The following is a 12,779-nucleotide window of genomic DNA, read 5'->3' as shown; positions in this document are numbered from 1 at the left end:
TTCGGGGAATGAAAAATGAAAATGAGAAAAACCGGAGCGCGTTACATGTGGAAATCACTGTGTCTGCTGTGGATCGTCTGGTGCAGTGTGCCACAGTGCCTGCTGGCGGGGGACTATTTTCAGATTCGCGTGATCGATGCCGAAACGAAACGGGGCATTCCCCTGGCCGAGTTGGAGACTGTTAATCAGATCTTGTATGTGACAGACAGTAACGGGATCGCTGCCGTAAATGAACCGGGGCTGATCAATCAGGAAGTCTATTTTCGAATTCGCAGTCATGGTTATGAATACCCTGCAGATGGCTTTGGATATCGGGGGAAAAAACTGCAGGTCACGCCGGGGGGAAAAGCGGTTCTGGAAATGAAACGCGTCAATCTGGCAGAGCGACTGTATCGCGTGACCGGGGGCGGGATCTATCGGGACAGTCTGTTGACCGGTGAGCCGGTCCCTTTGCAGAAGCCGGTGCTCAATGCACAGGTGCTGGGATCGGACAGTGTGCAGAATGCCCTGTTTCAGGGGCGAGTCTACTGGTTCTGGGGCGATACGAACCGTCCCAGCTATCCACTGGGGAACTTTCAGGTGCCGGGGGCCGTTTCCGATCTGCCCGACAAGGGAGGCCTGCCGATCGAGCGGGGAGTGAACCTGGATTATTTCGTCGATGCGAGCGGCTTTGCGAAAAAGACCTGTGAGATGCCGGGCGCCGGACCGACCTGGATCGATGCGCTGGTGACATTGAAAGACAAATCAGGACAGGAACGACTGTTGGCGAAATATGTCAAAGTGAAAGCCCCGCTGACGGTGTATGAACGGGGGCTGGTGGAATTCAATCCGGAAACGAATCAGTTTGAAAAACGAAAAGTATTCGACTTCGACGCCCCGCTCTACCCGGTGGGGCATCCCGTGCGTTATGAGATGGCGGGGACGGAATATATTCTGTTCGGGCTGTCCTATCCGCTGATTCGGGTGACGGCCAATCCGACTGCACTGGCGGATCTTTCCGAGTATGCAACGTATTCCTATTTAAAACCGGGTTCGGGGAATGAGGACTGGACTGTCGAACGTGACACAGAGGGAGCTTTAGCATACGCGTGGAGAAAAAATGTTCCGCCGCTGGATGCAGATCTGGAGCGGAAGCTGATTCAGCAGGGAAAAATCTCAGCAGAGGAAGCTTATAGTCGGTTTCGCGACATCGAAACGAAGCAGGTCGTGCAGATTCACAACAGCTCGGTTGCCTGGAACGCATACCGGAACAAATGGACGATGATCGCTTCACAGAAAAACGGGACCTCGATGCTGGGAGAGATCTGGTATGCGGAGGCCGACAGTCCGCTCGGTCCCTGGAAGTGGGGCCGTAAGATTGTGACGCACGACAGGTACAGCTTTTACAACCCGAAGCAGCACCCGCTGTTTGCCCGGGAGGATGGGCGACTGATTTATTTCGAGGGGACCTACACTACGCTGTTTTCCGGCAACAAAGTGAAAACGCCCCGGTATGATTATAACCAGATCATGTATCGCCTGGATCTGTCGGATCCGCGACTGGATGCGAAACAGTTTGCGCAATAAAAAACACAGAGCCATTCCTGATCTGGTGAAGGCTCTGTGTTTCGATGTTTGACAACAAATCGGGACGGGATTATGAATCGTTCCCTGTGAGTTTATCGATCAGAAACTCATTTGTGTTTTTATATTTGGCTGATTTAGAAACGCCGGGAATCAGCAGATGGCATTCCATGCCGACCTTGTCGGCTTTCTCCTTCATTTTGACGCCATAGACGGGGTGATGAATGCCGTGGCCGGCGTTTTCTGAAGGGAGTTTCATGTTATTGCCGTAGGTCATCAGCAGTGGCGGATCGTCGGCGGTGACATGGTTGTAGGGTGAAAATTCCTTATACAGGGCTTCGTGCTGTTTGTAGTTGTCCATGACTTCCTGCATGCTTTTGCCGCCGACCGATTTGTAAATCATGGCGTGCTTGAGCACATTGGGACCGAGCCAGGGTTCGATGACTTTGGGATCGATGGAAGTCTGGCCCCCGCCAACGGCAGCAGCGGTCACCCGGGTCGATTCGCGGAGGACCGGATCTTTGGCCTTGGGATCTGCCATGTCGTCGTGGCAGAGCAGCCACATCGAAGTGCAGGCTCCAGCACTGCCCCCGGTCAGCGCGATTTTGTCTTTATCGATGTTCCACTCTTTGGCCTTGGAACGCAGGAACTGAATCGCACGGGCTGCGTCATGCACGGGAGCCGGCAGTGGTGCCTCGCCTGTCAGACGGTAATTGACGGCGGCATAGGAAATGCCTTTGTCAAGGAAGACATTGATGTTTCCCGGCAGACGTTCTTTGTCACCACCAATCCAGCCACCACCGTGGATGTAGACCAGCAGTGGCCGCGGTCCTTTTCCTTTGGCTTCCCAGAAATCGAGCTTATCCATTTTATAGGGGCCGTAGGAGACATCAGCGTGAGTGGGTTTGGGCTTGTCTGCAGCCAGAGCGGTCGATGCCATCAGCGTCAGAGCCAGGGCGAGCGATAAAAACAGGCGTTGCATGGGACAGGATCCTTTTATCAGGTGAAAATGAATTGGGAGCTCAGCGGACGTTGTGTTCCTCTAAAAATCATCTTGCGCAGTTTTGCGGCGGGAATCAAGAAACCATTCTGAGCAGTTCCTTTCAATGGATCAACAGACTATGATGAGTTTCTGTCGTAATCCAGCTGCTCCGGAGAAGAAAACTGTTGAGGATGGAGAAATTCCCATGAAGCGATTGTTTCTGTGCATTTTGTCAGTATCTGGTTTGTTGAGCTCAGCGCTGCTGCAGGCGGGAGACGATTCAGCAAAAGTGTCTCCGGAACGAACGCAACAGCTCTGGCAGCAGATTGCACCCTACTTTCAGCCCGGTCCGGAATTTCAAGGGGATCTGGGAGATTTTAAGACGCCTTTAAAATTCTACGATGGTCGTCCGGTGAAATCCAAGGCAGACTGGCAGAAACGGCGGCAGGAAATTCTGAAGACCTGGCATACGATGATGGGCGAATGGCCTCCCGTGAATGAGCATCCTCAAGTCGAGACGCTCAAAGAGGAGCACAAAGAGGGTTACACGCAGTACACGGTCCGGTTTGATATTGCGCCCGGTCATCCGAATACCGGTTATCTATTGATTCCTGATGGCGCGAAACCGGATCACAGTCTCCCGGCGGTGCTGGTAGTCTATTACGAACCGGAAACGGGAGTCGGTCTGAAAGGCAAAGATCGGGACTTCGCCCGGGCGCTCGCGAAACGGGGCTTTGTCACCTTCTCGGTGGGGCATGACTATTCACTCTATTATCCCAATCGGGAGAAGGCGGAAATCCAGCCGCTGTCTGCCCTGGCTTACGGGGCGGCGAATGCATTCCATGTGCTGGCGAACCGGAAAGAAGTTGATCCCGATCGGATTGGCATCGTAGGGCACTCTTATGGAGGCAAGTGGGCGATGTTCGCTTCCTGCCTGTACGATAAGTTTGCCTGTGCTGCCTGGTCGGATGGGGGAATTGTCTTTGACGAGAGCCGCCCCAGTGTCAATTACTGGGAACCCTGGTACCTGGGTTATGAGGGCCCTGACTTCCGTAAACGTGGATTGCCAACGAAAGAGAATCCCCGAACCGGGCTCTACAAACGGCTCGTCAAAGAGGGATACGATCTGCACGAGCTGCATGCTCTGATGGCCCCGCGGCCGTTCCTGGTCTCCGGCGGTTCTGAAGACCAGCCCAAACAATGGCGGGCTTTGAATCACAGTATCGCCGTCAATGATTTTCTGGGATACAAAAACCGGGTGGCGATGACCAACCGCGAAAAGCACTCACCGAATCCCAAATCCAACGAGCAGATCTACCGCTTCTTTGAATACTGGCTGATGCAGAAACAGCTGGGGCAGAAAAAGTAGACCGGGGACCCCGTCGAGACACTCTCGCGCGTCGTCGTTATTTCAGATCGAATTCCAGATCTGCCGTGCCCCCTTCCGGTACGGTGGCTTTGAAGGGAGAGGTGCCGAAGTCGCTGAATTTGTGAGGCAGCTGATTGATGGCACCGACGTCCGCGGGGAATTCACTTTCGGGAACTTTGGAGCCGTCGGGCATCACAAAATGTTCAAACAGCACGCGGTAGCTCCCGGGAGGTACGCCGTCGCGTCCGTCTTGATATCTCAAGATGAACTGTCCCGATTCATCGGTGGTGCCGCGTCCCCCCTGCCCGCTGGTCTGTCCTTCCGGAAAGAAAACGACAGAGATGCCCGGTACCGTTTTGCCTTTAATCTTTACGGTTCCCCAGGTTGGGAACGTTTTCAGTTCATCACGTTTTTCATCGGCACTGCCGCAGGCAGTCAGGAATAACAGTGACAGCACGCAAAAAAATCTGGAAGCCATGGGATTCAGTTTCGAATAGTTTTCAGGTGAATTCTCAGCCGGCGATGTGAGAGTCGCCGGCTGAGAGGGAAAAATCAGTGCGAAAGATTTAGAATTCGCCGAGGACTTTGCCGTCAGCGATGTAAGACAGATAGACGCGGGTCGTGGCATCAATATTCTGACTGATGAAGCGGACGCCACCATCACCCAGCAGGACATGACAACCACCGGTGTGGAGACTTCCCGAGTAACCCCAGGAAGCGAGGTTGCCGATCGGTCCGGTAGAATAAAAGGTGTTGATGTTTGCGCCGGCGAAGTTGGTGCCGTTACCAACCCACTTGGCAAAGCCCCAGGCCGTCCCTTCTCCGTTGGCAACCAGGCGTGTGGTTTCCACGACGGCCACGGTGTTGCTCATTCCGTCTGTGACATCGCGGAACTTGGCGCAACCATTGAAACCAAACATGGGACGACTTGTGACACTCAGTGCTCCCCAGTTGGTACAGGTAGAGTACTCACTGTTGGTGCTGAAATCGTAATTCGTGAAGACACCCAGCAGGCTCGAGTTCCCGGGAGAAATGGAATAATGCGGACTGGAAGTGGTTCCATAAACTTCGGGAGTCGCATCAGACGGACAGAGAAAGACCGGGACTTTGGTGGAGACCACCACATCATTGGGATTGCCTGAGGCGCCCGGTGCGACAATCGTACCGCCTGAGGGATTGTATGATCCCGAAGCGAGGCTGGCATTGAATTTGTTGTATAAGGCACTCTGTTCCAGGTAGGGTAACAACAGCAGCCAGCCACGGTGGTTCAGAGTAACCGAACCAGAGGTGCTCGCAGAACCACCACTACAGGAACCGGAGTGAGAGACTGAGTAAGGGAGTACACCGAACGTTTCGTTGTAGTTGTGCAGAGCCAGTCCCAGTTGTTTCAGGTTGTTTTTGCAGGTTGAGCGTCGTGCTGCTTCGCGCGCCTGCTGGACTGCGGGCAGCAGTAAGGCAATCAGGATGGCGATGATGGCAATCACCACCAGCAGTTCAATCAGGGTAAATCCTTTTCGGCGTTGGTTGGGAAAGGACACGGAAAACTCCTTGGTAAAGAATAATGACACAGATGCCTGAACAGCGTCGCGCATTCTGGCAGGTGAAAGCAATCGGAATGCAGAATGCAGAATGTTCGGTCATCAGAAAAAAAGATAATGAGTCTTCTTAAGCAAGCAGCGTGCCAATTGGGAAAAGGGGAGTTGTCAGACTGGCCTGATTTTTGTGCATAATCAGACTAAAATAGAACTTTTCGAGAATTCTTGAGTGAATCCGAGCTGGCGTCCGAAGTAGAATGAAACAGGTAAGACTGACCAGAGTGTAGATGCCTCTGCATGTTTTTTGCGCAGTGCCTCACTGCTGAAATCAGATTCAAATCAGGCGCTGCATTGATTTGAACAGTACTGTAAATGGTTTGTTTTTCACTTATCTCCGGCACCTTATTCTTTACCAGGCGAGATTCCAATCATGTCGACCACCAACCCGCCCGTCATCAAAAACTTCAAACTCACCGGAATCATTCTGATCGTACTGGGGGTGATTTCCCTGATTACACCTGCTGTGGCAGGGACTGCTGTTGTGCTGGTGATCGGTTCCCTGTTGCTGTTTGGCGGTTTTCTGTATCTGTTTCAGAGTTCGCAGGTTGGGGACTCATCTGGAAAAATGATGCATATTATCCTGGGCATCCTGATGATCCTGGGAGGCTTCGGCATCATCAGCCATCCGCTGTTTGGGCTTTCGTTCCTGACCCTGATGATGGCGATGTTCTTCCTGTTTGAAGGGACCTGGAAGATTGTGATGTCCTTCAGCATGCGACCGGCTGCCGGTTGGGGACAGGTCCTGTTCAGCGGGATTATCTCGCTGCTGCTGGGGGGACTGATCTGGGGAGAATGGCCCCTCTCCGGGCTCTGGGCCGTGGGAACACTGCTCGGCGTCGACTTCCTGTTGACCGGATTCTTCCTGATGAATGTAGGCAGTCTGCCAGGCATGTCCGGACAGGATCAGGCCGATTCTCAGTCCAGCGAATCAGAAGCTCCCCAGGAATAAGCGACGCAGATTATTGCTTCTTCGGCGTTGGAGGTAATGCGGGGGCCGCTGGTGCGGGAGGCGTGACCGGCTTGAGAACTTTGACGTCTTTCACAGCTGCTTCACTCTCATCCGGCGTCTGGTAGCTTTTGCTTCCCAGCTGTGCGGTCCGATTGGGATCCATTCGGTTGCGGTAAATGACCAGCCCATCGATGGCATGATACAGGGCGGAATAATTCACTTTTTCGCCTTTGTTGTCGATGATATCGTTGGCCAGCAGCGAGACCGCTTTGCGAACCCATTCTTCATTGAGACGGTCGTCAGGCAGCGCCATCATCAGGAATTCCAGTGTATGCCCTGTTGTTTCCAGACGTTCCTGGAAGTTTTCACAGGCACTCTTCTGAAAGAAGTAATCGTAGGAGAAGGAGCCGTCCAGGTTCTGCATTGCTTTGGCTTCTTCAATGTAGCGCTGCAGTTTCTGATCCGATTCCAGCCAGTAGCTCGACAGGCGGTGCCCTGCGTTGCGATAGGTGTTTCGTGCGTAGGCGAGAGCAAATAACGCGTGCGTGCCGCCGCAGGGGGATTCATTGGTGATGGTATTATTCTGCATGTAGACCAGGTCTGACATCCGCCACTCTTCCCCTTTTTTGTCGTACCAGACGGCGTCCGGTCCCAGGTAGTGGACCAGGGCCCAGAGAGACCAGGTGACCTCTTCGTTTTCCTGCATCTCTTTCTTGGCATTCTCGACCATGTCGGCCACGGTGATCGGACCATCGGGAGTCTGGAATTTGTAATCCAGCGGGACGTCGGCCATCGCCAGGATTGCGAGGGACTGATTTTTGTGACCTTCGAACGCGTTCTCCCTGGTGTAGGGATGAGGGCGACCGCCGAACTCGGTCTTCTGGAACCAGGGTTCGTCTTCAAAAGTGATGCCGGAAGCGATCCACTCCAGGGCGTTGACATTCTTGCCATCCTTCTGGATCTGGTAATCTTTTCGGAAGGCCAGGATGCCGTGAAAAATCTCCCACGGAGAATGTTTTTCTGATTCGAGGTATTTCTGCTGAGCGACTTCGATGGCCTGTTCGACTTTTTTCAGCAGCTCTTCCGGCGATTCGAGTTCTTTAGAGCCGGCTACTTCAGCGGGTGATTCTTTGTCAGAACCCGCGGTATCTGATGACTGATTGCAACCAGAGAGGCAACTCAGACCAGCGAACAGAAGTACAAACAGAGGCAGACGTAACGAGAAATTCATGATCGGGGAGATTCCAGGGATAATAACGTTTTTCAGGGATAATATCGGGCAGGAGCCGCTGCAGGAGCGTGGCTCACCGGCGGCCTTCTGTGGTGAATGTACCACGAAAAATAGCGGAAGTAAATCATATAAGTTGTGCAAAATGTCTATATTTTCAGTCTGACAGCGGTGTGATGCGTCCTGTTTTTCGCTTTGCGCAAAGATTGCAGGACCTGCGGGGCGGTTCCCGGGGGCCTGTGATCTGAGAACCGCTACAACCACCCTGCTCCCCTCCATTTCAGCCGAACGGGACAGCGCGCACAGCTGGCGCGTTCACCAGAAACGTCAGGAGTCGTTCTCTGTGCATGACTGTTTCCTGAGGATGAATGCATAGATTACTGCAGATACTTACAACTGACGCGACATCGGGAATCCGCTCCCCGTTCTGCGGGAAAGTCGGGTTCTGCCACTGGTATCAGGACGATACGCAGAAGGACCTGTATCGGTTTCTCTGTCGAAGCCGACCTCTCGGATACAGACTCAGATGTTGACAATTAATGCGGAATGCTGATTTTCAGACATGGAGGAAGGATGAACTGTCTTAAAACGTTTCTGGCTGTGGGAGTCACACTGTCTGCGAGTCTCTTATCCGCGGCGAATCTAGAGGCCGGTGTTTACGAGTGTTTTAACGAAGACGACCTGCTGGACTGCATCCCCTGTGTGGAGGACTGCTGGACCGACCGCGTCTCGTTCTATATCTCGGCAAACAACTATGCCTCAGTCAATCATATGGAGAGTGGCGGTTTCAACAGCTTCTCCTATCTGGCAAACAGCGGTTCTGACAATAATGTGGCCTATGATTTTGGTCTGGCCCTGGGAACACGAATTCCCATCGGCTGCAAATGCAAGGCACTCCGTTTCGAAGTCGAAGGTGCCTTTCGCGATCTGGGAAGTCTGTCCACAACCAGTTTTCAGACAGAAGGTCCAATACAGACCTACATTGTTGACTATGACGATCGCTGGAGTGTGATGAGCAACCTCTGGCTCGATATTCCATTGAAAAACAACAAGACGATTTACTTCGGTGGCGGTATCGGTGCTAACGGCGGAAAAGTGAGCGTCGACGATACCTATGTCAGTGGTCAGTCCCGCTTCAACCGCTTTGCCTGGCAGATCGGGGGGGGCGTGACCTGGGATCTCAGTCAGCGAGTGACGATGGACCTGGGGTATCGTTATATGGATTACGGATCGGCGATCGTTGACCTGAGTGCGAATTATAATCACAGCATCGCTAGCGGAAATTATATCGCCGACCTGACCTCACACCAGGTGATGCTGGGGATCCGGTTCAACTCCCTGGGGAATCTGATCGGCCGCCGATAGGCGGTTCCCTGCTAGTTCAGTCTGAAACCCATCTGTGATTTTGATCCAATACTGACTTTGATTGACAGCGATGAAATTAAAACGCCTGAGTCCTTGTAGTGAGGATTCAGGCGTTTTTCTTTTTCTGGCTGAATGTCATCCACTGAAACTCGGAAAATGAATTCGATTTCTGATCAGCAGGTCAATATCAGGGGGCAGGAAATCCATCGAGAATGATGAGTGAAACTGGAATTAGAAATGCAGATAGACTCATCAGAAACATGCCTGCAAAAAAAGTCCAGATCAAATGACAACACTTTTCAACAAGGCATAAATTCTCAACCAGGCTCAGGTAGAACAATACCACCGTGAAGACGAAGATGCACGAACCCAGAAGATACTGGAAAGTAAACACTTCAAAATTAAATGGAGTGGGTTGGATGGTGTCGTCAGGAAAATTGATCATTGCCAACATGTAACAAAGATACGCGATGCTGGGAATCGCACAAATTGAGAGCAGTCTAAGGTAGCCTTTTTTTGTCATGTCTGAACTGCTTATATGAAGAGAGCTGCCTTGACAAAACTAATAACCACATTTCTCCAGGACGAGTGAATCGTCTACATACACATTGTATTGATGCGGCCGTAACCCGCCAAACAGGACAGGACGAATCTGTTCCACGACCAGTTTGACAGGCTCAGGAATTTTAATGGAAAACTCCCAGCGTTTGGTGAATTCCAGATCGACATGGGTGGAAAGCTGGAACGGATCTTTCAAGGTTGTCACATCCCCATTGATCTTGATCGTTGTCCGTCCTGAAAACCAGTGCCGCTGAAATTCGATCGAGTTTTTCTGGTCGTGACCAATTTCAAGTGAAAATTGCATGGAAGTCTTCCTGTTTCTACTAACGCAACCGCGTGGCGGTGATGCCCTGTTCGGCGAGCAGGTTGACGAGCAGCGCGGCTTCGAGTTCCGTGGAGACCGTGATCAGTGAGCTATTGTCGGAAGTCATAGTGGCTGTTCCAGTGAGAGTTTGAGTCTGACTACGTTGATAGTATACAAGTATGCGGCTGTCTGTTCAATCTGTATTTGGAGCAAGGTGAATTCTGATAACGTCCAGTTGATCTCCAGGGATCAATTCTTTTCAGGGTTTCAGGCATCCTTGCTCCCTGTCAGCCGGCGGCTTAGAATCGAGTTCTCTCGATCGATTCCCCGAACTCAACCGTAACAGAGGAAGAGCCATGCGCGTGCGTTGTCTTGTTGTTGGATTGATTCTCCTGACCATGTGCGTTTCAGCGTCGGATTCTCTCTGGGCCTGGGGGAAAGGGCATCGGCTGATTCGGCTCTGGGCGGTGGCCCGGCTGCCGGAATGGCAAACCGAATTGATTGGACAGCAGAATTTCACCCGTCTCTGCCGGGATTACACGTCGCTGCAGGATAAGCACGCTGGCGGAAAAATGCCGCAGCTGGATCGCTATTGCCTGGTGCCGGGCGTGCGGCTGTCGCTGCATGATGTCAACCCGCCGGCACAGAGTGCGACCGCCATCCAATGGTACTTGGAGCAGATCGCTGTGAACCTGCAGGCGGGCAAAACGGATGAAGCGATGAAGTTTCTGGGCGTGCTCTGTCACTGGAATGAAGATCCGGGTTGTCCCTCGGCACACAGCAGTCCTGTTTCCGAACTGCAACTCAAAACGCTGCTGCCTCCCCCCAAGGACAAGGCACGTTATAACTATCTGTTTGGAGCGGGCGGCTTCATGGATTCAGGCGATTATCAACTGGCGGATGAACCATATACACCCCTACTCTTGGGACGGACGCGTGCCGAAGCGGCGCTGCGGATCTATGAGCATCAGAAGCTGCTGCGTCACCATGCCGCGACGCACATCATTCCCATCGTACAGGACACGATGCAGGGAGACGGCACCAAGGCGGACGAACACCGGGCGGCCGCGGCCCTGGCCAACGGACGGCATACGGCGGATGTGATCTTCACCGCGATTTGCCTGGCGACGGACCACGTGGATGATCAGGAGTTTCAGTTCGCGGAACAGCCGCTGACCGACTGGCTGCCTGACTTTCGGGGGCGGATGATTCCTCACCCGTATTACGTGAAGCCGTTCCTGGTGAATCAGGCGATGGACGCCAGGCGGCAACTGCATCCCCTGAAGATCGGCACGACTGATTACGAAACCGGTTATGGAATGGGCACCCCCTTCGAACTGGATTTCGTGCTGGCTCCGGGGAACGTCTTCTCGCGATTCACGTGCGACGTTGGACTGCATCCCACCGCGGGTAAAAATGGAGCCGTCATGTTCGCGGTCGTGGCGAACGGCAAGGAACTGGTGCGCACCAAACCGGTCCGCGTAGGGGATGAACCCGTCCAGCTGGACGTCCCCCTGCCCTCGTCTGAGGTCTTGAAGCTGTCGCTGCAAACGATCGCCGGCGAAGGTTCCGAACCGAGCCATAACCTGGCGGTGTGGGGCAAGCCGGAGTTAAGGACTGAGTAAACTTGACTCTGGGAGAAACCGGATGGGGGCACGCAAACCGAAGCCGATTCCGTATGAGGAACAGGTCTGGCCGATCTTTGACAATCCGCTGGACATGAGTCGCCGACTGGCGTTTGCGGACTGGCTGGATGCGAACGGTCACAGGCAACGCGCGGACTGGGTACGTCTCTGCTGCGGGGATTGTCAGTACACGCGCGATCTGCGGATCAGTTTCACGAACGTCGAGTGGACCACGGTGGCCTGCCACTGTTCCGATCCGTTGTGGCATCCCAAGCAGAAGCTGGAAGCGATTCAGCCGGAATGGTGGCAAACGCCCCCCAATGAATCCGGGTATCAGCGGGTTCATTTCGGTCGGATGATCATTGGCGAGCTGGGAGACCCGCGCTGGCTTTACGAGGGGGACTGGCTGACGCGGGCGTGGCGGGAAGGCTGGCTGGAACTGTTGTCATTGCATCCCAGGGATGCAGAAGCGTTCAACCGGATTGCCGACATGCGCGAGGAGTGCCAGGCGATCCCGTTCCTGCTCGACACGACGCGCACCTGGTGTGAGCAGGCACCGGAGAAACCGTATCGGCGGGTGCTCCCGTTTGAGGGCTTGCATGGGCTCATTCTCTGTCCCAGTGAACTGTCTCTCAAGGCACTGCGAAACTTTGCGGAGACCGCCCCCCACCTGCGGTACCTGCAGCTGCTGAGTCTACAGAAGCGGCCGTCTTCCCTCCGGGCGCTGGAACAGTTGCCGCACCTGGCGCATCTGCGGAGTCTGGTGATCGGCACTTCGCACCCGGACGATGACTCGATGAAATACATCACGGCGATGCAGCAGGTGGAGTTCCTCGGTCTGTACGGCAAGCGGCTGACGGACCGGGGACTGGAAGGGATTCCCGAAATGTCTTCGCTGAGATATCTGTCCATCGACGTTCCCAAAGTGAGCCGCGCGGCGATCGAACGCTTACGCCGCGACTGCCCGGGACTCACGATTCAAGTCGAGCGGGATATGAGAAGGCGGATCGGCCCTGCGTAGTCGATCGATAAAGCAACAAACATTCTGTAAATTTCCGGGGCCTTCGGTCTCTGTGATCAGCATTAAATTGTCAGGTATCTCATGCCGGTTTCCCAGTCGTCGCTGAGTTCCACCAGGACCGCGGTCACCAGCCTCAGCGTAACCGTACACCAGAACCATTGTAGGCGCAGGGTTTAGAATCTCGGGTTTCCTCACGTTTCCCATACAGGAGATCCCA

At 53.6% G+C, this 12,779-nt stretch carries 11 protein-coding genes; 6 read left to right on the top strand and 5 right to left on the bottom strand.

The features are described from left to right. Positions 1–45: 45 nt before the first annotated feature. The gene (locus Enr10x_RS10950; protein WP_145449053.1) at positions 46–1,566 is read left to right on the top strand and encodes a hypothetical protein; all 1,521 of its coding nucleotides are present in this window, start codon (positions 46–48) and stop codon (positions 1,564–1,566) included. 70 nt (positions 1,567–1,636) lie between these two features. Here the strand turns inward: Enr10x_RS10950 and Enr10x_RS10945 are convergent, their stop codons facing one another. Further along, complete coding sequence (locus tag Enr10x_RS10945; protein ID WP_145449052.1) at positions 1,637–2,545, bottom strand: alpha/beta hydrolase; 909 nt, start codon at positions 2,543–2,545, stop codon at positions 1,637–1,639. A 205-nt stretch (positions 2,546–2,750) separates the two neighbouring features. On the opposite strand from Enr10x_RS10945, the gene Enr10x_RS10940 reads away from it, so the two are divergent. Then, positions 2,751–3,914 (top strand): prolyl oligopeptidase family serine peptidase, encoded by a 1,164-nt coding sequence (locus Enr10x_RS10940; protein WP_145449051.1) that lies wholly within the window; start codon positions 2,751–2,753, stop codon positions 3,912–3,914. 37 nt (positions 3,915–3,951) lie between these two features. Here the strand turns inward: Enr10x_RS10940 and Enr10x_RS10935 are convergent, their stop codons facing one another. Continuing rightward, positions 3,952–4,371, bottom strand: a complete 420-nt coding sequence (locus Enr10x_RS10935) for a carboxypeptidase-like regulatory domain-containing protein (protein ID WP_145108031.1) — start codon at positions 4,369–4,371, stop codon at positions 3,952–3,954. 109 nt (positions 4,372–4,480) lie between these two features. Beyond that, positions 4,481–5,452 (bottom strand): DUF1559 domain-containing protein, encoded by a 972-nt coding sequence (locus Enr10x_RS10930; protein ID WP_261343256.1) that lies wholly within the window; start codon positions 5,450–5,452, stop codon positions 4,481–4,483. A 427-nt stretch (positions 5,453–5,879) separates the two neighbouring features. On the opposite strand from Enr10x_RS10930, the gene Enr10x_RS10925 reads away from it, so the two are divergent. Continuing rightward, complete coding sequence (locus Enr10x_RS10925) at positions 5,880–6,458, top strand: HdeD family acid-resistance protein (protein ID WP_145449049.1); 579 nt, start codon at positions 5,880–5,882, stop codon at positions 6,456–6,458. A gap of 10 nt (positions 6,459–6,468) precedes the next feature. Here the strand turns inward: Enr10x_RS10925 and Enr10x_RS10920 are convergent, their stop codons facing one another. Continuing rightward, entirely contained in the window at positions 6,469–7,689 is a 1,221-nt protein-coding gene (locus tag Enr10x_RS10920; RefSeq protein ID WP_145449048.1) for a hypothetical protein, read from the bottom strand. A 570-nt stretch (positions 7,690–8,259) separates the two neighbouring features. Between Enr10x_RS10920 and Enr10x_RS10915 the strand changes: the two genes are divergently transcribed. Further along, the gene (locus tag Enr10x_RS10915; protein ID WP_197997565.1) at positions 8,260–9,051 is read left to right on the top strand and encodes an outer membrane protein; all 792 of its coding nucleotides are present in this window, start codon (positions 8,260–8,262) and stop codon (positions 9,049–9,051) included. 562 nt (positions 9,052–9,613) lie between these two features. Here Enr10x_RS10915 and Enr10x_RS10910 read toward each other — a convergent pair. Further along, positions 9,614–9,916, bottom strand: coding sequence for a hypothetical protein (locus Enr10x_RS10910; RefSeq protein ID WP_145449046.1), 303 nt, complete (start codon positions 9,914–9,916; stop codon positions 9,614–9,616). A gap of 356 nt (positions 9,917–10,272) precedes the next feature. Here Enr10x_RS10910 and Enr10x_RS10905 point away from each other — a divergent pair, with 356 nt between their 5' ends. Continuing rightward, positions 10,273–11,541 (top strand): NPCBM/NEW2 domain-containing protein, encoded by a 1,269-nt coding sequence (locus Enr10x_RS10905; RefSeq protein WP_145449045.1) that lies wholly within the window; start codon positions 10,273–10,275, stop codon positions 11,539–11,541. 22 nt (positions 11,542–11,563) lie between these two features. Then, positions 11,564–12,562, top strand: coding sequence for a TIGR02996 domain-containing protein (locus Enr10x_RS10900; protein ID WP_145108050.1), 999 nt, complete (start codon positions 11,564–11,566; stop codon positions 12,560–12,562). Positions 12,563–12,779 lie beyond the last annotated feature (217 nt).

This window comes from Gimesia panareensis, from assembly GCF_007748155.1.
In the GTDB taxonomy this organism is placed as follows: domain Bacteria; phylum Planctomycetota; class Planctomycetia; order Planctomycetales; family Planctomycetaceae; genus Gimesia; species Gimesia panareensis.
The sequence above is the reverse complement of the archived record's forward strand: the minus strand, read 5'-3'. Positions and strand labels throughout refer to the sequence as shown.

Bases quoted from the DNA above. Each gene is read 5' to 3' on its own strand.
- Enr10x_RS10950 (WP_145449053.1), top strand. From the start codon at position 46: ATGTGGAAATCACTGTGTCTGCTGTGGATCGTCTGGTGCAGTGTGCCA.
- Enr10x_RS10945 (WP_145449052.1), bottom strand. From the start codon at position 2,545: ATGCAACGCCTGTTTTTATCGCTCGCCCTGGCTCTGACGCTGATGGCA.
- Enr10x_RS10940 (WP_145449051.1), top strand. From the start codon at position 2,751: ATGAAGCGATTGTTTCTGTGCATTTTGTCAGTATCTGGTTTGTTGAGC.
- Enr10x_RS10925 (WP_145449049.1), top strand. From the start codon at position 5,880: ATGTCGACCACCAACCCGCCCGTCATCAAAAACTTCAAACTCACCGGA.
- Enr10x_RS10920 (WP_145449048.1), bottom strand. From the start codon at position 7,689: ATGAATTTCTCGTTACGTCTGCCTCTGTTTGTACTTCTGTTCGCTGGT.
- Enr10x_RS10915 (WP_197997565.1), top strand. From the start codon at position 8,260: ATGAACTGTCTTAAAACGTTTCTGGCTGTGGGAGTCACACTGTCTGCG.
- Enr10x_RS10910 (WP_145449046.1), bottom strand. From the start codon at position 9,916: ATGCAATTTTCACTTGAAATTGGTCACGACCAGAAAAACTCGATCGAA.
- Enr10x_RS10905 (WP_145449045.1), top strand. From the start codon at position 10,273: ATGCGCGTGCGTTGTCTTGTTGTTGGATTGATTCTCCTGACCATGTGC.
- Enr10x_RS10900 (WP_145108050.1), top strand. From the start codon at position 11,564: ATGGGGGCACGCAAACCGAAGCCGATTCCGTATGAGGAACAGGTCTGG.